Annotated in this window: 21 protein-coding genes; all 21 read left to right on the plus strand. The window is 61.5% G+C overall.

Annotation, left to right across the window (positions count from 1 at the left end):
• Nucleotides 1-363: 363 nt before the first annotated feature.
• The gene (locus ACCAA_RS02700; protein ID WP_186405714.1) at nt 364-1131 is read left to right on the plus strand and encodes a 3-hydroxyacyl-CoA dehydrogenase; all 768 of its coding nucleotides are present in this window, start codon (nt 364-366) and stop codon (nt 1129-1131) included.
• 58 nt (nt 1132-1189) lie between these two features.
• Nucleotides 1190-2371: an acetyl-CoA C-acyltransferase gene (locus ACCAA_RS02705; protein ID WP_186405715.1), complete on the plus strand. Its 1182-nt coding sequence runs from the start codon at nt 1190-1192 to the stop codon at nt 2369-2371.
• Nucleotides 2372-2429: 58 nt separating this feature from the next.
• A complete protein-coding gene (locus tag ACCAA_RS02710; RefSeq protein ID WP_186405716.1) occupies nt 2430-2870 on the plus strand; it encodes a MaoC family dehydratase N-terminal domain-containing protein in 441 nt (146 codons plus the stop codon).
• Between the two features lie 9 nt (nt 2871-2879).
• Entirely contained in the window at nt 2880-3299 is a 420-nt protein-coding gene (locus ACCAA_RS02715) for a MaoC/PaaZ C-terminal domain-containing protein (protein WP_186405717.1), read from the plus strand.
• A gap of 141 nt (nt 3300-3440) precedes the next feature.
• Nucleotides 3441-4517 (plus strand): poly(R)-hydroxyalkanoic acid synthase subunit PhaE, encoded by a 1077-nt coding sequence (locus tag ACCAA_RS02720; protein WP_186405718.1) that lies wholly within the window; start codon nt 3441-3443, stop codon nt 4515-4517.
• Between the two features lie 66 nt (nt 4518-4583).
• Complete coding sequence (gene phaC, locus ACCAA_RS02725; RefSeq protein ID WP_186405719.1) at nt 4584-5690, plus strand: class III poly(R)-hydroxyalkanoic acid synthase subunit PhaC; 1107 nt, start codon at nt 4584-4586, stop codon at nt 5688-5690.
• 157 nt (nt 5691-5847) lie between these two features.
• Nucleotides 5848-6357, plus strand: coding sequence for a phosphatase domain-containing putative toxin (locus tag ACCAA_RS02730; protein WP_186405720.1), 510 nt, complete (start codon nt 5848-5850; stop codon nt 6355-6357).
• A gap of 52 nt (nt 6358-6409) precedes the next feature.
• Nucleotides 6410-8989 carry an ATP-binding protein gene (locus ACCAA_RS02735; RefSeq protein ID WP_186405721.1) on the plus strand — a complete coding sequence of 860 codons (2580 nt, stop codon included), beginning with the start codon at nt 6410-6412 and terminating at the stop codon, nt 8987-8989.
• Nucleotides 8990-10420, plus strand: a complete 1431-nt coding sequence (locus ACCAA_RS02740; protein WP_186405722.1) for a sigma-54-dependent transcriptional regulator — start codon at nt 8990-8992, stop codon at nt 10418-10420. It begins immediately after the preceding gene.
• Between the two features lie 615 nt (nt 10421-11035).
• Nucleotides 11036-12076 (plus strand): inorganic phosphate transporter, encoded by a 1041-nt coding sequence (locus ACCAA_RS02745; protein ID WP_186405723.1) that lies wholly within the window; start codon nt 11036-11038, stop codon nt 12074-12076.
• 2 nt (nt 12077-12078) lie between these two features.
• Nucleotides 12079-12735: a DUF47 domain-containing protein gene (locus tag ACCAA_RS02750; RefSeq protein WP_186405724.1), complete on the plus strand. Its 657-nt coding sequence runs from the start codon at nt 12079-12081 to the stop codon at nt 12733-12735.
• A 530-nt stretch (nt 12736-13265) separates the two neighbouring features.
• Complete coding sequence (locus ACCAA_RS02755; RefSeq protein ID WP_186405725.1) at nt 13266-14747, plus strand: CYTH and CHAD domain-containing protein; 1482 nt, start codon at nt 13266-13268, stop codon at nt 14745-14747.
• Nucleotides 14748-15186: 439 nt separating this feature from the next.
• Nucleotides 15187-15876 (plus strand): hypothetical protein, encoded by a 690-nt coding sequence (locus ACCAA_RS02760; RefSeq protein ID WP_186405726.1) that lies wholly within the window; start codon nt 15187-15189, stop codon nt 15874-15876.
• Nucleotides 15877-15978: 102 nt separating this feature from the next.
• A complete protein-coding gene (locus ACCAA_RS02765; protein ID WP_186405727.1) occupies nt 15979-16695 on the plus strand; it encodes a hypothetical protein in 717 nt (238 codons plus the stop codon).
• A 288-nt stretch (nt 16696-16983) separates the two neighbouring features.
• The gene (locus ACCAA_RS02770) at nt 16984-19185 is read left to right on the plus strand and encodes an SLC26A/SulP transporter family protein (protein WP_186405728.1); all 2202 of its coding nucleotides are present in this window, start codon (nt 16984-16986) and stop codon (nt 19183-19185) included.
• A gap of 306 nt (nt 19186-19491) precedes the next feature.
• Nucleotides 19492-21693 carry an SLC26A/SulP transporter family protein gene (locus ACCAA_RS02775; protein ID WP_186405729.1) on the plus strand — a complete coding sequence of 734 codons (2202 nt, stop codon included), beginning with the start codon at nt 19492-19494 and terminating at the stop codon, nt 21691-21693.
• An 80-nt stretch (nt 21694-21773) separates the two neighbouring features.
• Nucleotides 21774-22280: a universal stress protein gene (locus tag ACCAA_RS02780; RefSeq protein ID WP_186405732.1), complete on the plus strand. Its 507-nt coding sequence runs from the start codon at nt 21774-21776 to the stop codon at nt 22278-22280.
• Nucleotides 22281-22518: 238 nt separating this feature from the next.
• Nucleotides 22519-22959, plus strand: coding sequence for a cache domain-containing protein (locus tag ACCAA_RS02785; protein ID WP_186405733.1), 441 nt, complete (start codon nt 22519-22521; stop codon nt 22957-22959).
• Between the two features lie 5 nt (nt 22960-22964).
• Nucleotides 22965-23612 carry a DNA-3-methyladenine glycosylase family protein gene (locus ACCAA_RS02790; protein ID WP_245754404.1) on the plus strand — a complete coding sequence of 216 codons (648 nt, stop codon included), beginning with the start codon at nt 22965-22967 and terminating at the stop codon, nt 23610-23612.
• A gap of 233 nt (nt 23613-23845) precedes the next feature.
• Nucleotides 23846-24814, plus strand: coding sequence for an acetyl-CoA carboxylase carboxyltransferase subunit alpha (locus ACCAA_RS02795; protein WP_186405730.1), 969 nt, complete (start codon nt 23846-23848; stop codon nt 24812-24814).
• A partial coding sequence (gene tilS / locus ACCAA_RS02800; RefSeq protein ID WP_186405731.1) for a tRNA lysidine(34) synthetase TilS occupies nt 24783-26144 on the plus strand: 1362 nt, incomplete at its 3' end. The genes ACCAA_RS02795 and tilS, both read left to right, overlap by 32 nt.

The raw sequence follows: 26144 nt of genomic DNA on the forward strand, positions 1-26144 counted from the left end.
CGGCCAAAGCAGGCGTTACCGGCAAACGGGCCCGATTCGACTGGGTCATGCGTCAGGGCTGTTTTGCTTTCGGTGCGCTTGACTCGGCAGCACTCTGCATTCGACAATGCCGGGGATGCTCGTCGCAGCGACTAGAAAAGCTTGGATGCGGTTGCTCCGACGGAGGCCAGCGGGTCGAGATTGCTCGTTTTCTGTTCCGGCGGAGCAGCCTTTCCGAGCAACGACATGCGCGTCTTGAGAAGGTCATCGGATTGGCAAAGAGGGTCAAATTTACCTGTGACGATTCGGTTCTCGATGATCGAACTCGGCACAGACCAGGAGCGCGGCATCGCGTGATGCCGCGATATTTTTTTGGGGGTTAAAATGCAAATCAGTGGCAGTGTGTTTGTGGTAACGGGAGCAGGATCCGGGCTGGGCGCGGCAACGGCAAGCAACCTGGTCGATGCGGGTGGAAAAGTGGTCATCGCAGACGTCGACGCCGCTGCCGGCGAGGCGCAGGCTGCGCAATTGGGGGCCAACGCGCGCTTTGCCAAGACCGACGTGACCGATGAGGCCAGCGCACGTGCGGCCATCGAAATGGCCGTCAATGAATTCGGCGCCCTGCATGGCCTGGTCAACTGCGCCGGTGTCGCGCCGCCGAAGAAGGTCCTTGGCCGCGACGGCCCGCATGACCTGGCGACCTTTGCCAAGGTGGTGGGAATCAATCTGATTGGCACTTTCAACATGCTTCGCCTGGCCGCCGAAGCGATGAGCAAGAACGAGCCCAACGAGGGCGGCGAGCGCGGCGTGATTGTCAATACGGCGTCGATCGCCGCTTTTGATGGCCAGATCGGTCAGGCTGCTTATGCCTCTTCGAAGGCCGGCGTCGTTGGCCTGACGCTACCGGTGGCGCGCGAGTTGGCCGCTCACGGAATCCGCGTCGTGACCATCGCTCCCGGAATCTTCGGGACGCCGATGATGAAGGGCTTGCCGCAACCCGTTCAGGATACGCTGAGCAAGATGGTCCCGTTCCCGTCGCGTCTGGGCTATCCTGCCGAGTACGCGGCACTGGTCCAGCACATCTGCGAAAACGGCTATCTTAACGGCGAAGTCATCCGTCTTGATGGTGCCATCCGGATGCCAGGCAAGTAATTTTCGGCAAACAGCAAACTTCAATCGGGCCAACCCCGTTGCAATCAAGGAGTGTCGTATGAGTGAATCAGTGGTTATCGTAGGCGCCAAGCGCACACCAGTGGGCGCCTTCCAGGGTCAGTTTTCCGGTGTGACGGCGCCGCAACTCGGCGCGGTGGCGATCAAGGCCGCGGTCGAACAGGCGGGCGTCAAGGTCGAGGACATCGACGAGGCCCTGATGGGCTGCTGCCTCATGGCCGGCGTTCGTCAGGCTCCTGCCCGTCAGGCCGTCCTTGGCGCTGGCTTGCCCAAGTCGGTACCGTGCACCACGCTGACCAAGATGTGTAGTTCAGCCCAGAAAACAGTCATGATCGCGCATGACGAACTGCTGGCCGGTTCGGTCAATATCGCTATCGCCGGCGGCATGGAGTCGATGACCAATGCGCCGCACGTGCTGACCACCGCCCGCAGCGGTTACCGCCTGGGCAACGGGGTGCTCCATGACCACATGTTCCTCGATGGCCTCGAAGACGCGTATGAGCAAGGCAAGCCGATGGGCGTCTTTGCCGAATTATGCGTCGACAAGTACGCTTTTTCGCGTGAGGAAATGGACGCCTTCGCCGTCGAATCGGTGACACGCGCCCAGAATGCCGTCACCACCGGGGTGTTCAAAGACGAAATCGCGCCCGTTACCGTCAGCACCCGCAAGGGTGACGTCGTTTTTGATTCCGACGAAACGCCGATGAAGTGCGATGCGTCGAAGATCTCCAAACTGAAGCCCGTGTTCAAGAAGGACGGCGCAGTGACGCCAGCCAACTCGTCGTCGATTTCCGACGGCGCTGCGGCCTTCGTCCTGATGCGCGAAGCCGACGCCGTCAGCGCCGGTATCACGCCGCTGGCGAGGATTATCGGCCATGCCACCTTTGCTCACGAACCGGCCTGGTTCACGACGGCGCCGGTGTTTGCCTTCCAGAAGCTGCTGGCCAAGGCTGGCTGGCAGGCAGAGGATGTCGACCTTTGGGAAATCAACGAAGCCTTCGCGGCGGTAACCATGGCCGCGATGCGTGACCTCAAGCTGCCGGCCGACAAGGTCAACGTCAATGGCGGCGCGTGTGCGCTTGGGCACCCGATCGGCGCCACGGGTTCACGGATTCTGGTTACGCTGCTCTACGCGCTGAAGGCGCGTGGCCTCAAGCGCGGTATCGCCGGCCTCTGCGCCGGTGGCGGCGAAGCGACTGCGATTGCCATCGAAGTTCTCTGACCACGTCGCCAACGAGTATTTCCACCCCGGTCTCCGGGGTGGGCGAGGAGTGAATCGGATGTTGATTGACAAGAAGCACATCGGCATGAAGGTGCCGCCCCATTCCGTCCATCTGACGGCATGGCAATTGAAGTGGTTCGCCAAGGCGACCGGGGAAGCGAACCCGATCTACTTCGACGAAGCGGCAGCGCACAAGGCCGGTTTGCCAGGTGTTCTGGCGCCGCCGACCTTCTGCTTCTGCATGGACATGGACAAGGAGCAGCCCTTCGATTATCTCGAAACGATGGGCTGTGACTTCAGCAAGATGCTGCACGCCGAGCAGTCGTTCGTTTACCACAAGCCCATCTATTCGGGCGATACGCTCGACTTCGATGGGCAGATCACCGACATTTACGACAAGAAGAACGGCGCCTTGCAGTTCGTCGTCAAAGATGTCAAGGTACGCCGGCAGGGCGAACTGGTGTGCGAGCTGCGCACCGTGATAGTTATTCGGGCCTAGGGGAAAGCGATGACCGTACCGAATTTTGATGCGCTCAGTGTGGGCGACGAGATTCCTTCGTTGACCACCGAGCCGGTGTCTCGTCTGACTCTCGCCTTGTATGCCACAGGCTCGGGCGACCACCATCCGCTACACCTCGATCAGGACTATGTCCGCTCGAAGGGGATGCCGGACGTCTTCGCCCATGGCATGCTGGGTATGGCTTACCTCGGGCGTCAGTTGACGCAATGGGTGCCGCAGGAAGCGATCCGCAGCTTCGGGGTGCGCTTCACGGCGATCACCCAGATCGGCGAGCGTATGGTCTGCACCGGCAAGGTAGTGGAAAAACTGGAGCAGGGCGGGGAAAAGTGCGTCCGCCTCGAGTTGACCTGTGCCAACGAGCAAGGTGAGGCGAAGCACAAGGCGGATGCGGTAGTGGCTCTGGCCTGAGACGGCACGAGTTGCAGACGCTGCATGAGGGCGGCCGTCATCCGACGGCCGCTGTTTGGTTGGAGTGCACTCAGCCTACCGATGGGCATCCGCCTACCGTAGCGGTAGGCGTGTCCGGCACACTGAAAGGAGATCACACGAGTGGAAAGCAAGAATCCGAATGAGCAACTAGGCGGCGTCGTGAACGCTTGGGCTGACACGCAGAAGCGCATGTGGGGCGACTGGTCCACATTGCTGCAGAATCTCCCCGGCAGTCAGGAAGGCCCTGTCGAGGCGGTGAAGAAAACCGTTGAAGCCGCCACCAAAGGGAGCAACGAAGCCGCGCGCGTGCTGATGGACCGCATGACCAGCAGCCAGGGCGCGATGAACCGCGTCATGGAATTCTTCTTCAAGTCGATGAAAGTCGTGGCACCGAATCTCGGCGCCAACAAGGACTGGCGCCCCGACCTCAAGGGTTTCGCCGAGCAGTGGGCCAAGGAGTCGACGGCCATGCTCGAGCGCAGTTTTGGCATGGGTTCGCACCTCGGCAATCTGAGCGGCACGATGGGCAAGGACATGCCCAATGCCATGGGCCCCTGGTTGTCGTTTCTGATGCAGGCGGCTTCGTCGGGCCACATGGGCGAAGCGATGCTTGGCGGCAGCTCGGGAATCAATCGTCTCCTGTCGCTGGAAGGTGATGCCGCTCTGGCCGGTGTGGGCGAAATTCCGCTCTTTGGCGCTTCGCGTGAGAAGAACGCCAAGTTGCTGCGCTTGGTCGACGCCGTCGTCGATCTGCGCAAAACCAGCCTGACCTTTCACAAAGCGTTCGCCGCCGCGCTGGCCAAGGCCGTCGAAGCGACCGTGGATGAACTCGGCAAGGTAGCGGCCAAGGGTGACAAGATCACGGCTGTACGCCAACTGATGAGTCTCTGGTACCGCACCGCCGACAAGTCGCTGTTGGTGACCTTCAATACGCAGGAATTCCTCGACACGCAAGGCGCGTTCACCCTGGCACAGCAGCAATTCAAGCTCGCCCAGCGGGCTGTCGTCGAGGACCTGTTCCGCAGCCTGGATATGCCCACGCGCAGCGAGCTGGACGAAACCTACCAGGTGATCCACGACCTCAAGAGAGAGGTCCGTGCTCTCAAGAAGGCACTGGGTTCGACCACCGCAGGTGCAGCGAACAAGGCCGGCGGTACGCCTCGCAAGGCGGCGGCAGCGCGCACCAAGAGCGAGTGACGCCGGCAAGGCTGAACCTTGTTGATCCGGCTGATAAGCTAATAGACCTTTAGGAGGGTGCTACCCATGTTTTCTTTTCCCATCCAGATTCTTCCCGCCGACATTGCGGCTGAAGCCGCTGCCCTGAACGCGAAGCTCGCCAAGGGCGTGAGCAACCTCACCAGCCTGACCGACGACGACATCGATATCGGCAGTACGCCGAAAGACATCGTCTTCGAGCAGGACGGGATCAGGGTCTACCATTACCACCCGCTGGTCGAGCCGGCAAAGATCATGAAGACGCCGCTGCTCATCGTGCCACCGCTGATCAACGGTTACGAGGTCGCCGATCTTCAACCCGATCGCTCGCTGGTCCGTAACCTGTTGAACCAGGGCATCGACGTCTACCTCAACGACTGGGGCTATCCGCGTCCGGTCGACAAGTACCGCACGATCGACGATTACATCAACGGCTACTTCGACGACACGGTCGATTTCATTCGCAAGCACCACGGGGTCGACAAGATTGCCCTGCTCGGCATCTGCCAGGGCGGCGCCATGTCAACCGTCTACTCGACGCTCAACACGGACAAGATCAGCCACCTGGTCCTGACCGTGTCGCCGATCGATTTCGACGCCTATCGGGAGAATCACAAGCCGCACGAGGGCTTGATGTTTACCATGGGAGCCGAAGCCGACGTCGAAAAAATGGTGGCCGTGCATGGCAACGTGCCGGCGACGGTGCTCAACGAGTCGTTCATGATGGCTTCGCCGTTCATCCTGAACTACGGCAAGTACGCCGATGTGGTCGATATTCTCGATGACCGGTTGGCGCTGCAGAACTTCCTGCGCATGGAGAAGTGGCTGTTCGGTGGTCCTGATGCCGTCGGCCAGATGTTCAAGGAGTTCATCCGCGACTTCCTCAAAGGAAACAAACTCGTCAAGGGCACTCTCGAAGTGGGCGGGCGCAAGGTCGACCTCATGGACCTGACGATTCCAATCCTTAACATCTTCGCCGAAAAGGACCACATCGTGCCGCCGCCGTGCACCGTGGCCCTCGGCAAGCATGTTGGCAGCAAGGATTACACCGAGTTTGCCATTGCCACCGGGCACATCGGTATCTACACCGGCGGGTTGTCGCAAAAGGTTCTCGCGCCGACGGTCGGCAATTGGATGCGCGAACGAGGCGCCTGAGGCCGGCAGGAAATCGCGCCCGTGTGGGAGCGATTCTTGTGACAGAGTGAGTAGGTGGGAACGCACCTGGATTCGATGCGCCGCGACTGCGTAGGCAGTCGGGCAATCGCCGGGGGCGTTCCCCCGCCGCTGCGACCCGCAATGACAGGCCCGACCCATGACCCATCCATCCGATTTGCTGCCCCTCGACCACGAAGGTGCAGGCCTGATCCTGACCCCCTGCCCGGGGATCAGGGGCGTCGAGCCGCGGACTGCGCTCGAGCAGCTCAAGGCAGCCGGTGCTGATGCACTGATCACGCTGATGCCGGCAGACGAAATGACCACCAACGGCGTCGCCGACATCGCTGACCTCTGTTCACAAAGCGGTCTCCAATGGTTCCATTTGCCGATCGAGGATGAACACGCACCTGAGATGGATTTTGCCCTTGCCTGGCAGGCGCAGCGACTGGCCGTACATCGACTGCTGGACGAGGGCAGGAAAATCGCCCTCCATTGCAAGGGCGGCTCAGGGCGAACGGGCTTGATGGCGGCGCTAGTGCTGGTCGAGCGCGGTTGGTCGAAAGACCGCGCCGTGACCACAGTCAAGGCGCTGCGGCCCAATGCGCTGAGCCTTCGCGTGCATCAGGATTATGTCGCCGAGTTAGCGCCTGCCGCGCCGGCAGGCTAGGCGCCGAGTGCGTTCAAGACGATCCGGCTCGATCTGGGTCTGATCGCCGCCCATGTTCGACCATTTGCGCAAATATGTCGCCGCGTATGTCGTGGCCATTGGTGGAGTTTTCCTCACCTGCCTTTCGTCGTGGAATGTGCGCCAAGAGCTGCAGACCAGCCACCTCAAGGAATTTCAGTGGGCCGCCGGCGACCGGATTCAATCCGTGCGCGCACTGGTCGACCAGGGGCTGGATGCACTGGTGGAAATCAGGGGGCTGTTCTACGCGGCGCAGGGAATTGACGAGAATGAGTTTCGCATTTTTGCCGACTCGATCCTCAAACGCCGCCCGTATATCGATCGTCTTCTGTGGGCGCCATTGCCGACTGCGCTGACGGAAATGGGCCGGCGATCAGCACCTGGTGCCACGCCGACCGCGATCGCCGCAGCGAAGGTCGGCGAAATCGCCACCGGAAGCGCGCAGGCCGGGCGCGTACCTGTCCTGCTGTCCGCATCAAGGGGCGCTGACGCTGCCCAAGGCATTGAGCCGCTCGCCACCGGCGAGCTTGCCGCACTATACCAACGCGCGATGAAAAGCGGCAGCATCGCCGTCAGTGGTCGAATAGAACTCGAACGGGTGGGCCGGGAGACGGCCTACGTCGTTTATGCTGTCCTGCCGGTCTATCCGCCGGCCGGCAGCGCGGTTGCCGGTGCCGCAGCAGTCAAGCCCGCGACTCCATTGGGATTCGTGATCGGCGTCTACGACATCGAAGAGCTGGTCCATGTGGCCATCAGCCTGCTCGAGCCGCGTGGCGTCGAGGTGCTGGTGCGCGACGACTCGGCCGGCGGCGATGGGCAGTTCCTCCTCTTCTACGCCAGCCGCCTGGAGCCACGCGCTTCCCCTGGGGTCAGCGGTCGCTTGCCGGCAAGCGACGAGGATCAGCCACGGATGGCGGTGACGATTCCGGTTGGCGACCGCAGTTGGTCGATCACCTGCGTCGCCACGCACACCTTTCGCAGTGCAGAGGCCTTCACCGAGGCACACTGGTCGGTACTCCTCGGCGGTATCCTGTGCACCGCGCTGCTCTGCTATTACCTGGTGCGCAGTCGACGCGAGCTCGACAATCGCATTGCGCTGACGCAGACAATCTACGAACGCGAAGAACTGTTCCGTCAATTAGCGGAGACAGTGGATGTCGTCTTCTGGGCGACCAATGCCGACGCGACGCGGCTCGAGTACATCGGCCCGGCGTTCAGGCAAATCGCGGGGCAGGGCGCACGGCTCGACAGCGCAGCGCCCGCGCTGATGCTCGATGTTTTCGCCCCCGCCGACCGACAGACGCTGGTCGAGGCCATCGGGCAGTTACAGGCCGACGGCGGGAATTTCACGGTCGTCCTGCCCGTGTCTGGCGGCGACCGGGGCCGGCGCTGGCTGCGCGTCTGCGGCTTCCCGGTGCGCGAGCCGGGCCGCGAGTTAAGTCGCATCGTCGGTTTTTTCGAGGATATTACCGAACACAAGCTGGCCGAGGACGCACTGCGCGACTCGGAAGCAAAGTTGCGCACGCTGTTCAACCATTCTCCCGACCTGCTCTTTACTGTAGACGCGGAGGCCAACATCCTGCTCACCAACCGGACTCTGCCGTACCCGGTCGGCGGTGGCGAGAAACGTTCCGAGCTGATCCTGCCGCCTGGAGTCCGCCATGGCTACCTGCAAAAACTGCGTCACGTATTCGCCAGCGGACACATTGAACATTGCCAATACACGTCGAATGACGCCACCTGGTGGGAAATCCGCCTGGTCCCGATCAGCTCGGCGAACGTGGTCATGGCGGCCATGGTGGTGATCACCGACATCACTGAAAATCGAAAGCTGCAATGGCAGGCCATCCGCAGCGCGCGTCTGGCGTCTCTCGGCGTGCTGTCGGCGGGAATTGCGCACGAAATCAACAACCCCAATCACGCGATCCTGGCCAACGCCTCCCTGCTAGCGCGGATCTGGCAGGATGCGGTGCCGATCCTCAATGAGTACGAGCAGGAGCAAGGAGATTTTCTTCTCGCCGGCCTGAGCTTGACGCAGGCACGCGAGACCATCTCGCGCGGTATGAACGACATTGCCGAGAACGCCAAACGGATTCGCAAGATCGTCGACAATCTCAAGCACCTCGGTAAGCAGGATGACGGGCAGATGGACGAACGGGCCGACCTCGGAAAAATCCTGCCGGCCGTCGTGACCCTGCTCGCTGCACGCATCCGCAAGCACACCGACGCCCTGACCTTGGATTTGCCGACCGCCTTGCCACCGGTCAGAGGCAATGTACAGCAACTGGAGCAGGTATTCATCAATGTCATCGTCAACGCCCTCGAGTCACTGCCGGATCGAAGTCGATCGGTGACCATTTCGGCCAGCGTGGACAGCGCCGGTGCTCGGCTAGTCGTTCAGGTCGAGGATCAGGGCCGGGGGATCCCCGAGGACATCAGGGCACAGATCGGCGACCCATTTTTCACCACCAAGGTGGACAGCGGCGGCACCGGGCTGGGCCTGTCAATCTCGTCATCGATCGTCGAAAAGCACGGCGGTGTGCTGAGGTTCGAGTCGAACCCGAGTGGTGGCACCACGGTGAGCATCGATCTGCCGGTCATCAGGGAGGAATGAATGAAAGAAAAATCGTTTGCCACCCTACCGGTCTTTCTCGTCGATGACGAGGCCTCGGTGCTGCATGCCACCGCCGCGATACTGCACAGTGCCGGTGTGGCCCATGTACACATGGTCGATGACAGCCGGGAACTGCTGTCGGCGCTTGAGCAGCAGCCGGCGAGTGCGATCCTGCTCGATCTGTTCATGCCAAACGTCACCGGTACCAAGCTGTTGCCGGACATCGTCCACCTTTACCCCGAGATCCCGGTGATCGTCATGACGGCCGCGCAGGATGTGGAAACCGCCGTCCGCAGCATGAAGGAGGGCGCCTTCGACTACCTCGTCAAACCCGTCGAAGAAAGCCGCCTGGTGGCCAGCGTCCGCCATGCGCTCGAGGTCCACTCGCTGCGCCGGCAGATGGGCGTGCTCAAGCACTATCTCCTGTCGGACTGTCTGCAGAACAACGACGCGTTTGCCGGTATCATCACCCACAGCCGCAAGATGAGGGCCCTATTTCAGTACCTCGAGGCGGTGGCCGTTTCCGCCGAGCCGGTGTTGATCGGCGGTGAGACCGGCGCCGGCAAGGAGATGTTTGCGCACGCTCTGCACAAGCTGAGCGGCCTGACCGGACAGTTCGTCCAGGTCAATGTCGCCGGTCTCGACGACACGCTCTTTTCGGACACCCTGTTCGGCCACAAGAAAGGCGCCTTCACCGGCGCCGACCAGTCCCGCGCCGGCTTGATCGCCCAGGCCGGTGGTGGCACCATCTTCCTCGACGAGATCGGCGATCTGTCGATGGCTTCGCAGGTCAAACTGCTGCGACTGCTCCAGGAACACATGTATTTTCCGCTGGGATCCGATGTGGCGCGCCCCAGCGATGCCCGCGTGGTCTGCGCGACCAACTGTAATCTGGCCCAGAGGATGCGCCAGAACCAGTTTCGTTCCGATCTTTTCTTTCGTCTTTCGGTGCATCAGATCGAGGTGCCGCCGCTGCGCCAGCACAAGGAGGATATCCTCCTGCTGCTCCAGCACTTTCTCGACGAGGCGGCAGCGTCGATCAACAAGCCCGCCCCTGAACCATCCAACGAACTGATCACGCTGCTCTCGAACTACCATTTTCCGGGCAACGTCCGCGAACTTCGAGCCATGGTTTTCAATGCCATGGCGCTGCATCGCGGTGGTCCGGTGCTGGCCATGGACAGCTTCCGGCAGACCATCCAGAAGCAGCAGAAATCGGGCGCAGACAACTCACCGACAGAACCGTCCGACGGGCTACCGGTCATCATACCGGGACGCTTCCCGACCCTGGAAGAAGTCGAGGAGGCAATGGTCAGGGAGGCTCTCAAGAGGGCCAAGGGCAATCAGGGCGTTGCCGCGACGCTGCTCGGACTGTCCCGCCCGGCGCTCAACAGACGCTTGGCGCGGCGAGCGATGCAGCCCGAGTCCTGACCTCTACACCTAGCTACGTCAAGCCTGGCGGCATGACGTAGCGAACGCAGCCGTCGTCGCCCCGCTCGGCTGCTTCCGCCGATTGCAAATGCGTCGAATGGGCGCCGCTATCGGCATCGACCCAAGGGTCAGCGTGGCGAGACCCCATGTAACGTTTCGCGATCGTGACGAGCGTTCTAAACAGCGCAACAATGCACTGTTTTACAATATATATTTACACTTTCAAAGCGACTGCAAGTGGGTTTGCAGTACGTTTTGTTACACCCCAAAGTCGCCCCTTCAGCGATTTAGAAAAGCTATCTATTGGGTTGATTTCCAGACTTGTTCCGGAAATCGCTGGTAGTGGCATAAAAAATGCTTCCGTCACCCGGATCGACAGTGCTGACCGCCATCATTGACTGCGGTCAGCCTCGCCGAGGGGGCAATGTGGTCAATATCAATGCGATATCAAGGGGGATGTCACGTGGATTTCAAAGCCGAGTTCAGTCCTTTTCTGACACCAGGAGCTGCCCGGATGGTCGCCGTGCGTCGGCAGCCAATTCTTTTCTCTTCGCGGTACACGGAATCCTGTGCCTGCCGCGCCTTCAGTCACGACAACCACCACAGGGCCGCTTCATGAGCACATTACTGATTCTGACGATCGCCACCATCGCCATCGTCCTCTTTTTTGACTATACAAACGGCTTTCATGACGCTGCGAACATTGTTGCGACGATCATTGCTTCGCGCGCGATGACGCCCATCCAGGCGGTGATCATCGTCGGAACCTTCGAGTTTCTCGGCCCACTGCTCGGTGGCACGGCGGTGGCCAACACGATCGGCAAGTTCGTGACCCTGGGGGACGTTTACGCGGTTCTCTCGTTGGCCATCCTGATGAGTGGGCTGGTGGGCGCCATCGTCTGGAATCTGGTCACCTGGTATTTCGGAATCCCGTCGTCCTCGTCGCACGCGTTGGTCGGTGGCCTGATCGGTGCAGTGGTCGTTTCTGCCGGCCCGGACAATGTCGTCTGGGGCTTTTCGCAACTGATGCACGGGCAAATGACCGGCATCATGAAGGTGTTGGCCTCGCTGATCGTGTCGCCGCTGTTGGGGTTCTGGGTCGGTTTCCTGGTTCTGCGCTTGTTGCACATCGTGCTGTTCGCCGCCAAGCCCTCTGCCAATACCGGCCTGCGCAAGGCGCAATTCATCACTGCTGCCGGCCTCGCCTTTTCGCACGGTGCCAACGACGCGCAGAAGAGCATGGGCATGCTGACGCTGGCTCTGTTGCTCGGCGGTTACATACCGACCTTCGAAGTCCCCTTCTGGGTCATGCTGGCCTGCGCCACGGCGATCACCCTGGGCATCCTCTCGGGGGGCTGGCGGATCGTTCGCACGCTGGGCTTCGCGATCTATCGCGTTCGCCCAATTCACGCGCTGAGTTCGCAACTCACCTCGGCGCTGGTCATCATGACTGCGTCGGCGATCGGTGCACCGGTGTCGACCACCCACGTCGTCGGTGCGTCGATCATGGGCATCGGTGCTTCCGAGCGACCGAACGCCGTCCGCTGGAAGAAGGCCAAGGATATTGGTATCACCTGGATCATCACCATTCCCGGCTCGGCCCTGGTGGCCATTCAAACATTCGCCCTCATCAATCTCTTTCTCGGAAAGGTCTAAACATGTCGGACGCAAGCATCGCCGCACCCTCCTTTACTCGCCGGATCCTGCACCGGGTCTTTCCGAAAGTGCCCAACTTCTTTGCCCTGCTTGGAGAACAGAGTGCGCACGTGGCTCTCAGCGCGGGCCTGCTGGCCGACTACATGGGCTCCGACAGCACGCAGGCGGCCAAGAAAATCGTCGATGCAGAAACCGAAGGAGACCGGCTCAAGATCCGCAATCTGACGCTGCTGAACGAAGCCTTCTCGACGCCCATCGATCGGGAAGACCTGCACCGGGCGATCATCAATCTCGATGAGATCATCAACAGTTGCAAGTCGATCGTCGTCGAAATGGATAGCAATGTGCTGGCTTTGAAGCCGGACAAGTATTGCCTGGAAATGGCCGTGGCCCTTAAGGAGGGAGTCGAAGCGGCTTCGGCCGGCTATGGCCGACTGGGGAGCGATCCGAAACTGGGCCGCGCCGACGCCGAGAGAGCCGACAAGGCCGTGCGCAGCCTGACCAGAACGCACCGGCGCGCGCTTGCGGAGTTGTTCCATGACACCGATTTCCACAATATCTTCCGGCGCAAGGAAATCTACAGCGAGCTGAGAGGGGCCGGTGATCGTCTGAACGTCTGCAACAGCACGCTGCTGGACATCGTCGTCAAGCTCTGCTAAAGCCTGACATTCTGGTGATCCCTGCGGGCAACGATCCGCAGGGTCGTCCCCGTGCACTGCCACCGGAGGCGCGGCAACCCGTCCTGCTGCGCTGAGTCTGTGCGCGCCATGCGGGCGCAGCCTCCAACTTCCACTTGGCATTTTCTTGGTGCTCGTCGCGGCGGCGGCGAGTAAGCCAGCAGCACCTCTCCGCCGCCAATACGTTCCGCCACGGTGTAACGTTTTCCCACCGCGCTGACCGCCATCGAATCCATACAAGCTACTGTTTCTTAAGCATGGTATAGCTTTTTGAGCAACTGGACGGCAGGTCGTCGTCCATTTTGTTGCACCCGTGCGGGTCTTGCCGGAGTCTTGAGAGGCGCCGCTCCAGCCCTGATTTTTGGTCAGTATTCCGCGCTTCAGAATCATGGCATGAATAATGCTGTTCTGTGGACGCCAGACCTCCCGACGGTCGTCTTGAGTCGACACAGGTCTTGTCAGGGTCCTTGTGCCATGGCTGGAATGCCATTCGAATTCTCAGGAGCTTACAGATGGGCATCGAAACCGAACTTAGTCTCTCACTCACGCCCGGAGTTGCCAGCCGGCTAGCCAGGCATCCGTTGTTGACCGATGCCAGGCCGGTTCGGCAGCGTGTCATCAACACCTACTACGATACTCCGGACCTTCGCCTGCACCGAGAGCGTGTCGTCGTGCACTACCGCAAGAAGGGAGCAACCTGGCTGTCGTCGGTAGGTCGTGTGGCCTCGTCAACGAGCAGCACAGCGGGCTATGGTGAGTGGGAAATCGCCGGCGAACCAGGCGGCGAACAGGACTTCTCGCATGTCGGCGACAGCGCCTTGCGCGACTGGCTCGACTCTTTGCGCCAGGAGTTGCGGCCGGCGTTTACGACCACCTTCACGCGCAGCGCCTGGCTGCTTGAGCCGCGGGATGGCGTACGTATCGAACTGGCGCTTGACCGCGGCTGGATCGAGGCCGGGGGCCGTCGCCAGGCGATTTGCGAGCTTGGGCTCGAACTACTGTCAGGGGGCGTCGCCGACCTTTTTTCAGCCGCTGGCGAACTGCAAACTGAACTACCCCTGCACCCTGAGACAGCCAGCAAGTCTCAGCGCGGCTACCGGGTACTGGCCGACGAATCGCTGCAGGTGGTTAAGGCAGGGCCCGTCGAAATCAACCCTGGGATGACGGCAATGGCCGCTTTCCGCGCCGTCGCGCTGGCTTGTGTCAGGCACCTGCAAAGCAACGAACACGGCGTGTGCGAGAGTGATTGCCCGGAATTCGTCCATCAGGCCCGCGTCGCCATCCGTCGTCTGCGGTCGGCGATCCGCATCTGGAAGCCACTCCTGCCCGAGGACTTGGTGACCAGCTTCGATCCGCGCTGGCAGACTTTGGCCAGGCAGCTCGGCGAAGCGCGCAACTGGGACGTGTTTCGTGCCGAGACCTTGCCAACCCTCGCTACCGCCTTCCCTGCCGCGGCCGAGATCGCTTGCCTGTCGCATTACGCAGAGCAGCGCTGCGCGATCAATCGCCAGGCGGCAAGCAGTGCGCTCAAATCCGTAGACTACTCGCGCTTGTTGCTCGAATTCACCGCCGCCGTGCTTGGGCTTGCCGAAGGTGATGCGCGTCGGGTCGACGCCTTTGCGCCGCGCTGCCTGGACAAGCGCGCCAAACAGGTCAGGCAGTTGGCAGCCGAGGCGCTGGGCGGCGACGCAGCGACCCGTCATCGCCTCCGCGTGGAGTACAAGAGACTGCGCTACGCGCTGGAATTCTTCGCCCCTCTCTTTCCCGGCGAGTGCCTGCGCGAGTACCACCGCTCGGCGAGCGGTCTGCAGGAAATGCTGGGCCGCCTGAACGATCTGGCGGTGGCCACGGAACTCAGTGACGAAGGGCTTCCCGGCGAGCAGGGTGAGACCATCCGGCGATGGCTGGAAGTCCAGAGCGAGTCGCTTTTGCCCGCACTTGGTAACCTGCTGAGCCACTTCAACCGGCAGGCAGTGCCGTGGCGGAATCAATGAACGCTCGGGGGACGGCGGGAGAACCGGGCTGGAGATCATCGATAGGCGTCACGGTGTAACGTTCGAGTTCTGGCTCGAGCGCCGAGTTATCGAGCCAAGGCCTTGTTTTCGCAATCCATCATGGCTTCAGGCGGGGTGGGCAGCGAGCTTGGCAGCGCGTTCTGTTACACCCCAATTCCTTCACGCCGGCCCGGCAAGTATCTCGTACCAACATAATTTAACGAGACTATTCTCTAGCGTTTATAAATGGCACGATTTCTGCTTCATATACATTGTGAGAGCAGGCCTGACGAGATCGTCCTGACCGACGAAAAACCAGTCCAGCAGCGACGAGCGCAGCAGAAGAGAGGTAAATGCAGTGACACTGATCCCCATTGCGCAGCTTGTGCGCCGAGCCCACAGGCTTGATGTGGCCGCTGAGCGGCCCGATTTCTTGGCCATGATCGACCAGCAGGCTGGCATGGTGGTGGACCTGGCCATGGCGCTGGGCGAGGTTCTACAAGGCAGGGAATCGGCCCATTCGCTTCGCCTGCTCGACCTGGAACAGCGCCGTGACGAACTGCGGCGACGCAATCGAGCGGCGGTCAACTCGATGCTCAGTCGGAGCTCGGGTGTGGACGAGATCCCCTGGACCATGGAGGCACTGGACCTGTCGGCAGCTTCCCTGCTGCGCACCGTGCACCGCTTTCATCCGTTGTGGTCGGTACCGGACGAGGCCACCCGCCAGATGGTGGCCGTGATCCGGCAAGCGACCGCGAGCCTGCAGCAAGGCTACAGCCGGCTGGCGAATGGTTCGCCAGCCGCCGAACTCGATGCGGATGCCGCGATTGGCAGCAAGATGCTGCTGATCCGCTATCGCGATCCGGCCTTTAAGGCAATGCGTGACGCCGGGGCAGGGCGCTATTCGACGCCGCAGGATCAGCTTGTTCAGCTCCCGCCGCAGGCGTCGGATGACCCCGCCGGCTGGCTTTGCGACCTGTATGATAATCTGAACGGCATCACGCAGGAACTTGCCGGCGCCGGTGTCATCCTAAAGAGGTGGTCACGACGACTCACTGCTGGCCGGCATGGCGACAGTGGGGGAGCGAGCGGTGCATGGTCTCCGGCGTCCCCCGCGCGACTCTCATAGGTGGGCTCGGCAATTATTTCAAGGTGGGCGTCGGGGGGCCAACGTGGCCCGCAGTGCTCAAGCTCAAGCTCAAGTTCTTTACTTTAAGCAGGAGAAGTTATCATGGAGACTCAAATGCACGCAGCACACAGACCCGCTCTCTCGAGATCAATCGAGGATGATCTGGAGAGTTATCTGGATGCGATCGCCGGCGCGACGATGATCTTCAGGTCGGCGGTTGACGCCTACCTGCAAAACGGGGCCGACAGGGCGTGCTGGCAGCAGGCCAAACTGATCACCGAGCAGTTGGCCACGCTCGACGACATGCAGCAGAAGATCGAGACCGGAGTCCCTGCGCGGTCGGCTCTGGGCGAACTGGTTGCCGATATGGTGGACCCGCTGACCGGAGTCTGTCGCCTGCTCAAGGACATGAAGCGGCAGGTCACGGGTTTTGCCATCGAGTCCGGGTTTTCTGGTCCTGGTCGCCGTGTTCCCGCGCATCTGGTCGCCGAGGTGCAGGAACTGACCGACGAGGTTTGCGCGACGGTCGACGCGCTGGTCGACAGTTATCGGCAGAGGATGCCGTGGTCGGAGCAGCCATCAACGGGTGATCAAGAGCAGAGCGTTAGTTGGCATGAGGGCCGGGCAGATCGTCTGTCGATGCAACTGCTCAAGACGATCTTGGCCGACGACGCGATGAACGTCGAGATCAAACTTCCGTTGGCGCAGTTCATCGAGGAGATCGACCGCGTCGCTGACCAGGCCGAAGGGATCGACAAGGAACTTCGGTTCAGCCGGACGAGAGGCCTGTCACCTGTTGGCCGTAAAGATACGCACTGATTGCCGTTCTCCCGCCGGCGCCAGGCGCGCAGGGGCAAAAAAACGCACGCGGCCTTGAGACCCAAGGTCGCGTGCGTTTGCATCTGGATTCGTCAGACCACAGCACGGCGCTCGTCGGCGGCATTCGGTAGAAAAGCGAAACAAGACTCGATCGTGTTAGCATGCCTGCGGCCTGCTGCCTGAGCTCTGTGGCTCGGGCTGCGTCGATTTTTCTTGAGCGGATAGAGGTATCCGCGAAGGGGCGGTTGCGCTAGAGACTGAAAAGGGGTTGCGCCTGTGGAACTGACGATGAAGTTCAAGAATGACAAGCTGGTCGGTGATTTCTGGGGGGGGTTTGCGGCGATGCTCGTCGCCCTGCCGTCAGCGATCGCTTTTGGGGTGACCATCTATGCCTCGATCGGCCCGGCTTACGCCGGTCTCGGGGCTCTGGCAGGAATTCTAGGGGCTACTGCTCTCGGTCTGGTGGCACCGTCCCTGGGCGGAACCAATCGTCTGATCACCGCGCCCTGCGCGCCGGCGGCGGCGGTTCTTTCTGCTTTTGCCATCGAACTCGTCCAGCACGGTGTAGCGCCCACCTTCATTGTCCTGATGTTGACCGCCCTGGGCCTGGTTTCCGGACTGGTCCAGGTTTTTTTGGGTTTCATGGGCATCGGCAGCCTGATCAAGTACATCCCGTTTCCAGTCGTCAGCGGCTATCTCAGTGGCGTCGGTCTGATCATCATCGGTAGCCAAATCCCGAAATTCCTCGGCGTTCCAGACGGCACCTCATGGTGGCGGGCGCTGATCTCGCCGGACCAGTGGCTTTGGGAAAGCGCGGCAATCGGTACTGTGACGGCGGCGGTCATGCTCACTGCACCGCTGCTGACGCGCCTCGTGCCGGCGGCCATTCTCGGCTTGCTGGCCGGAGTGCTGACCTATTTCGGACTGGCCTACTGGGTGGACCCATCCATGTGGCTCATCGAAGGCAACAAGCTGATCATCGGCCCGCTTGGCGGCACAGCGTCAAGCATGCTCGAGGCGATCACCGGCCGTTGGCGGGAAATCGGTGAGCTAAAACTGAGCCAGATCGGCAGCCTGCTTGGAACGGCGTTTACGCTGGCGGTATTGCTGTCGATCGACACGCTCAAGACGGCCGTTGTCCTCGACACACTGACCCGTAGTCGCCACGATCCCAACCGCGAACTGGTCGCGCAGGGTGTCGGCAACGTGGTTTCGGCCTGCGCCGGCGGCATGCCGGGAGCTGGACAGATGGGGGCAACGCTGGTCAATCTGACGAGCGGTGGTCAGACCCGCGTTTCCGGAGTCATCGAAGGCGTCCTCTCCCTGCTTGCGTTCCTTGCCTTGGGAACGTTCATCGCCTGGATCCCGGTCAGCGCGCTGGCTGGGATCCTGATCATCGTCGGCATACGGATGATCGACCGGCACAGCGTTCACCTGCTCGAGTCGCAGTGGACGCTGTTCGACTTCATCGTCATCGTGGTGGTAGTAGCGGTGGCGGTCGGTTACAGCCTTATCGCCGCGTCCGGGGTCGGCATTGCTCTGGCGATGTTCCTGTTCATCCGCGAACAACTGAGCAGCACGGTGATTCGTCGCAAGTTGGCGGGTGGCAGCCGGTTTTCGAAGCGGGTGCGCCTGCGCCAGGACATGGAGGTGCTTGAAAAACAGGGCGAGCAGATGGCCATCCTCGAGCTGCAGGGCAGCCTGTTCTTCGGGACCAAGGACCAACTGTACACCGCGCTTGAACCGGAACTCGACAAGCGCAAGTACGTCGTGCTTGATATGCGGCGCGTGCAGTCGGTTGACGTCACAGCGGTACATCTTCTGAGCCAGATCAGGGACTCGCTGATCGAGCGCGACGCGATGCTCATTTTCAGCAGCTTATCGCAGACCCTGCCGAATGGCCGGAATATCGGCGAGTTCTTCGACCAACTGGAACTGACGACATTGACCGAGCATGTCAAGGTGTTTCCGGTGCTTGACGACGCCGTCGAATGGATAGAAGACCAGATCCTCGGCGAAAGTGGTGCCAAGGAGCCTGAACTCGCGCCGCTCGAACTGATCGATCTCGAACTGTTCAAGGACCACAAGGAGGAGACGCTGATCGACCTCGAAGCATGCCTCGTGCGCCGTTCGCTGGTCAAGGACGAGAAAGTGTACTCGTTTGGCGATCCGGGCAATGAGCTGTACCTGATTCGTCAGGGTGCGATCCGCATCACGCTACCGATCTCCGGCGGGGAAGGCAGCCACCACGCGCTGACCTACGGGCGAGGCGACTTTTTTGGTGGCATGGCCTTCCTGTCCCAAATGACCCGCCTGAACGATGCCGTCGCGCTGGACGACACCGAACTCTATGTCTTGCAGCGTGAGCAGTTTGAAAAACTCGAAGAGGAGCACAAGCGGTTGGCGCTCCACCTGGTCGTGGCGGTGGCCAAGGTGCTGGCTTTGAGATTGCGCTACTCCGACAAGGAGCTCATGGCCATGCAGGATTAGGCCACGAGTTTGGGCTAGAGAGAAGCCTTCAGCAGGAGGCAAGACGTTGTCGTTGGCCCGTTTTCGCCTGCAGATCTTCAGGCAACTGCACGGTGTTAGGCGGAAAAATTCGGTGGAAAGCGAAACCGGCGCGCGAAAGATGCGGGTTTATCGTGTTAGCATGCATGCGGCCTGAGCAATGTGGCTCGCGCCGCGTTGCTTTTCTCGGCCCGCGTCGCTTCAGCAGGCCCAGAGGTCTGCGGAGAGGCTTCTTGCTTCTTTATTGCGTATGAGACTGAAAGGGAGACTGAGCCTGTGGAACTGACAATGAAGTTCAAGAATGACAAGCTGGTCGGTGATTTCTGGGGGGGGCTTGCGGCGATGCTCGTCGCCCTGCCGTCAGCGATCGCTTTCGGTGTCACCATCTATGCCTCGATCGGCCCGGCTTACGCCGGTCTGGGGGCCTTGGCGGGAATCCTCGGCGCGACCGCTCTCGGTCTGGTGGCACCGGCCCTGGGCGGGACGAATCGCCTGATCACCGCACCCTGTGCGCCGGCGGCGGCGGTCCTCTCAGCCTTTGCCATCGGGCTCGTGCAGCAGGACGTTGAACCCGTTTTCATTGTGCTCATGTTGACCGCTCTCGGCCTGGTTTCCGGCATGGTTCAAGTGCTCCTGGGTTTCATGGGCATTGGCAGCCTGATCAAGTACATCCCGTTTCCAGTCGTCAGCGGCTATCTCAGCGGCGTCGGGCTGATCATCATTGGCAGTCAGATCCCGAAGTTCCTCGGCGTTTTCGGCGGCCACTCGTTGTGGCGGACCCTGATCTCACCGGATCTGTGGCAGTGGCAAAGCACCGTCGTCGGCAGCGTGACAATGATCGTGATGCTCGGCGCACCCTTGGTGACACGCGTGGTGCCGGCGGCCATTCTCGGCTTGCTGGCCGGGGTGCTGACCTATTTCGGACTGGCCTACTCGGTCGACGAATCGATGTTGCTCCTCGAAGGCAACAAGCTGATCATCGGTCCGCTTGGCGGAACGGCGTCAAGCATGCTCGAAGCGATCACCGGCCGTTGGCGCGAAATCGGTAACCTCAAACTGAGCCAGATCGGCAGCCTGCTCGGAACGGCGTTTACCCTGGCGGTATTGCTGTCGATCGACACCCTCAAGACTGCCGTTGTGCTCGACGCAATGACCCGCAGTCGCCACGACTCGAACCGCGAACTGGTTGCGCAGGGTATGGGCAATGTGGCTTCGGCCTGCGCGGGTGGCATGCCGGGAGCCGGACAGATGGGAGCCACGCTGGTCAATCTGGCGAGCGGCGGTCAGACCCGCGTTTCGGGAGTCGTCGAAGGCGTCCTCTCGCTGATCGCGTTTCTTGCCCTGGGAAGCTTCATTGCCTGGATTCCGGTCGGAGCGCTGGCGGGAATCCTGATCATCGTCGGCATACGGATGATCGACCGGCACAGCGTCCATCTGCTCGAGTCGCCGTGGACCATGCTGGACTTCGCGGTGATCATCGCTGTGGTCGCCGTGGCGGTCGGTTACAGCCTGATCGCCGCATCGGGCGTCGGCATTGCACTGGCGATGTTCCTGTTCATCCGGGAGCAACTGGGTAGCACCATCATCCGCAACAAGATCGATGGCAGCAACCGGTTCTCGAAGCGCGTGCGCCTGGGGCAGGATATGGAGCTGCTGGTCAAGAGAGGAGAGCAGACGATCATTCTCGAGTTGCAGGGAAGCCTGTTCTTCGGCACCAAGGACCAGCTTTACACGGCACTTGAGCCGGAATTGACCACGCGTACCTATGTCGTGCTCGACATGCAGCGCGTGCAGTCGGTCGATGTCACTGCGGTGCATCTGCTCAGCCAGATCAGGGACTCGCTGGCCGAACGCGGCGCCTACCTGATCTTCAGCAACCTGACGCGAACTCTCCCCAATGGCCGGAACATCGCCGAACTCTTCGATCAGATGGAACTGACGACTACGACGGAGCATGTCAGGGTCTTCCCGGTCCTCGACGACGCCGTCGAGTGGATCGAAGACGAGATCCTCGGCGAGAATCTCAAGCACGCAGCCGAGCTGCCACCGCTCGAAATTTTCGAGCTGGAAATATTCAAGAATCACAAGGAAGACACGCTGGTGGACCTGGTCGACTGTCTTGAGCGACGCTCGTTGGCGAAGGACGAGAAGCTTTTCTCTCTCGGCGACCCGGCCAATGAGTTGTATCTGATCCGCAAGGGTGCAGTCCGGATCACCCTGCCCATCGAGGGAACAGCACACGGTCACCACACCTTGACGTACGGACGCGGTGACTTTTTCGGCGGTATCGCTTTCATTGCCGGAACCAGCCGCTTCAACGACGCCACGACCGTGGAAGACACCGAAATTTTCGTGCTGCGACGCGAGCAGTTCGATAGACTCAAGGAGGAGCACAAGCGGCTGGCGTTCGAACTGCTTGAGGCGGTCGCCAAGGTGTTGGCGATGAGGTTGCGCTACGCCGATAAGGAACTTTTGGCAATGCAGGACTAGGTCGGCCGAAAATTGGTCCATCATCATGCGTCCGCCCGGTCGCAATGGGTGGCGAAAATCTGAGGGAGACAACACGAATGATGTTTCAGCATATTTTGCTGCCGACCGATGGCAGCCAACTGTCGCGTGACACGGCAGAACGTGCGGTATCTTTCGCCAAGGCGGCTAATCTCAAGATCACGGCCTTGTACGCCAGACCGTCCGGACCGACGTCCGTGGAAGATGTCGGCAGTCTTGTGGAGCCAGCCGTGCTGGGCCGCATGGCATCCGGTTCGGAAGGGAAGTCCAAGGAGTATCTGGGTTTCATCAAGAAACTGTGCAAGGAAGCCGGCGTCGAGTGCACCGCACTGGCAGTGGTCAGCGACACGCCGTGGGAAGCGATCGTCAACGTCGCCGAGGACAACCAGTGCGACCTGATCTTCATGTCCAAGCATGGCCGAGGAGGTCTGTCTTCGCTGCTGCTGGGCAGCGAAACGTACCGAGTGCTGACCCACTCCAGTATTCCGGTCCTGGTCTATCGTCCACCCGAGGTGGACGCCGATCGCCGCAAAGCAAAAGCCAAGGAAAAAGGCCGGAAGAAGGACTGAGCGAGAAGTCACGAACTGCTGAGCGCTTGCCTTTACAAGGGCTTGCCGCGCTGCTCGCGCGGTAGGCGTCGAAACGCCGTTTGATTCATGCGGGCGAGGGGCTCAATAACGGCACCGCGCGCATGATCTTTAACCGATCGGCAGGAGTTGAGCTACCATGTTGCTTTTGGGGTTCCCTGTCGCTCGGCGTACGGCGGCACGCTCTTTGCTTTCCGATCACTTGATAAGGAGACTCTCGATGCGACAAATAGTCCTCGCTTCAGCCCTCGCATTCTTCGCATCGGCAGTTATCGCTGCGGACGCGCAATATGGCACTCCAGAAGAAGCCAAAGCCATGCTGGAGAAGGCAGTTGTTGCTCTAAAGGCCGACAAGGGCAAGGCGCTCGTGATGTTCACCATGGGCGAAGCCGGCTTCAAGGATCGCGACCTGTATCCGTATTGCGGTGGTCCGGATGGCTACTTTACCGCGCATCCGACACTCATCGGCAGGAGCCTCAAGAACCTCAAGGACAAAAACGGCAAGCCTCTGGGCGAAGAAGTGTATGCCAGAGCCAGGGAAGGAGACATTGCCATGGTTTGGTACGTATGGCCGCGTCCTGGTCAAAGCGACCCCGTGGAAAAGGTTGCCTTCGTGACCAGGGTCGGTGACCAGGTGTGTGCGGTCGGTTACTACAAGTAAGGGCGTTGCCGGAGAGCCTGCACAGGGATTCGGCCCATGGCCCCCGCTATTGGCAGCAGGCTTCGGCCGACCTCGCGCGCAATGACCTTGTTCTGGCTGGTCTCGTCGAGCGTTTTGCCGGGACGACGCTGGTTTCGCGCGGCGACCCTTTCGTGACGCTGCTGCGCTCTATCGTCGGGCAGCAGATTTCGGTGAAGGCCGCCGACAGTGTCTGGGCGCGTTTCTCCGCGGCGTTGCCGGTGCTGACGCCCGCCGAGTTGCTCGCGCGCGACCCCGACACGCTGCGCGGCTGCGGTCTGTCGGAGCGCAAGGTCGAGTACGTGGTCGATCTGGCGCGCCACTTCGAGGACGAGCAGATCCATGTCGACCGTTGGTCGTCGATGAGCGACACGGAGATCATTGCCGAATTGACCGCAGTCCGTGGCATCGGCGTGTGGACCGCAGAGATGTTTCTGATCTTCAATCAGTTGCGCCCCGACGTCTTTCCGCTCGACGACATCGGCCTGCAGAGAGCGGTGGCCATTCACTATTGCCGCGGCGAGCGCCCGCCGCGACGGCTTCTCGCCGAACACGGCGAGCGTTGGCGCCCCTGGCGCTCGGTGGCTACCTGGTATCTCTGGCGTAGCCTCGATCCGCTGCCGGTCGAATATTGACCTAGCCGCCGAGCAACCCGTTTTCACCGCGGGAGCAGGGCGGTCGACCAGGGTTTCGGGTTAGAATGGCGCGCTCCAAACGGTCATGTCTTTTCAAGATACGCCGAAGGATGAAAGTCATGACCGTTTCCCTCACCCCCGACCCCTCTCCCGCATGCGGGAGAGGGGAGATTCGTGAGTCGCTCGCGCGACTTTCATGGTCTGTCAGCACCCTTGCGCACACGTTTGCCTTGATGAAAACCATATTCCTCGAATTTGAACAGCCGCTCGCCGAACTCGAAGGCAAGATTGAAGCCTTGCGCCTGGCACCGGACGACTCCGCCGTCGATGTATCGGATGAAATCACCGGCCTCGAGAAGAAAGGCCAGATCAAGATCAGGGAGATCTATGCCCGACTCTCGGCCTGGCAGGTTTCCCAGGTCGCGCGCCATGCTCAACGCCCTTATACGCTGGACTACCTGCGCCTGATATTCACCGATTTCGAGGAACTGCACGGCGACCGCACCTTTGCCGACGATCACGCGATCGTTGGCGGCCTGGCGAGGTTTCACGGCGAGCCGGTGATGGTGATTGGCCACCAGAAGGGGCGCGATACCAAGGACAAGATCTTCCGCAACTTCGGCATGCCGCGTCCTGAAGGCTATCGGAAGGCGCTACGCCTGATGCGCCTGGCCGAAAAGTTCGGCATTCCGGTGCTGACCTTCATCGACACGCCCGGTGCCTATCCCGGCATCGACGCTGAAGAACGGGGCCAGTCGGAGGCGATCGGCCGCAACCTGTACGTGATGGCCGAGTTGAAGGTGCCGATCATCGTCACCATCATCGGTGAGGGAGGGTCTGGCGGAGCGCTGGCGATTGGTGTCGGCGACGTCGTCCAGATGCTGCAATATGCGACGTATTCAGTGATTTCCCCCGAGGGGTGCGCGTCCATTCTCTGGAAGAGCGCCGACAAGGCGAGCGATGCCGCCGAGATCATGGGCATCACTGCGCCACGCCTGAAATCACTGGGTTTGATCGACAGGATCGTCAGCGAGCCGCTGGGTGGTGCGCATCGCGACCCGCAGGTGATGGCGCAAAACCTCGGGAAGGCGCTGCAGCAAGCGCTGCGCAAGCTGACATCGATGCCGACCGACGAGTTGCTCAAGGCACGCCTTGACCGCCTGCTGGCGTATGGCCGCTTCAAAGAGCAGGCTCTGCGCTGAGCTTGCGCGGGCGACAGCGGTAGACGAGGTCGAGCAGACTCTTGCGGCGTTCCTGGCCACTCGCTTGTCGCCGCGAGCACGCTTGTGCGTCGGCCTGTCCGGTGGCCGCGACTCGGTCGTGCTGCTGCACGCGCTCGATCGCCTGCGCGCGTCGGGATTGGCCTTCGATCTCGCGGCGGTTCATGTCCATCACGGCCTGAGTGCCAATGCCGACACCTGGGCCGCTTTCTGCACCGCGCTCTGTCGCCGCAATGGTGTGCCGCTCGACATCGTTCGCGTCGAAGTACCCCGTGCCAGCGGTGAGGGGCTGGAAGCGGCGGCACGGCGTTTGCGCCATGCGGTGTTCGCCGAGCGCCCTGCCGACTGGCTGGCGCTGGCCCATCACCGCGATGATCAGGCCGAGACCGTCCTCTTCCGCCTGCTGCGCGGAGCGGGCGTCAGCGGTGCCGCCGGGATGCTTGCCGAACGGCCGCAGGCCGGCGGTCCGCGGCTGATCCGGCCGCTGCTCGACGTCCCTCGGTCGACGATCGCGCGCTACGCGGAGGAGCGTTCGCTCTCCTGGATCGAAGACGAAAGCAACGCCGATGACCGCTATCGCCGCAACCACTTGCGGCAAGCAGTGATGCCGCGAATCGAACAGCGTTTCCCCGCTGCGGCGCAGGCGCTGGCGCGCGCCGGGCGCCACTTTGCCGAGGCTGCGCTGCTGCTCGATGAACTGGCGCAGGGCGATCGGGCGCTGCTGGTCGGCGCGCGCGGGCGCATCGACGTGGCGCGTTTCAACGCCCTGAGCACGCCGAGAGCGCGCAATCTGCTGCGCTTCGAGTTGCGCTTGGCTGGCTTTCGCGCCCCCGAAACGCGCTGGCTTGACGAGGCGCTGCGGCAATTGACGACCGTTGACTCACGTTCGGGCACCTGCATCGCCACGCCCGATGGCGAAATACATGTGTACCGGGGCGAACTGTATCCCGTTCGCCATCGTCCCCCGGTACCTGAGGTGGCCGTGCCTTGGCGTGGCGAGGCGGAAGTCCGCTGGGGTGGTGATCGCGTGCGCTTCACACCGACCGCCGGAACGGACATCAGCCGCCGCCTGCTGGCCAGCGCTCCCGCCAGCCTCAGGTCAAGACAGGGGGGCGAACGCTTGCAGCCCGACCGGCGGCGACCGGCAAGAACGCTGCGCAATTTGCTGCAGGAAGCGGGCGTGCCGCCGTGGGAAAGAGCGCAAATGCCGCTGCTGTGGTGCGGTGAGCGTTTGGCCTGGGTGGGCGGGATCGGCGTCGATGCAGCGTTTGCCTGTCTGCCGGGAGAAGAGGGGCTGGCCCTCGTCTGGGAG

This window comes from Candidatus Accumulibacter aalborgensis (assembly GCF_900089955.1).
Lineage (GTDB): Bacteria > Pseudomonadota > Gammaproteobacteria > Burkholderiales > Rhodocyclaceae > Accumulibacter > Accumulibacter aalborgensis.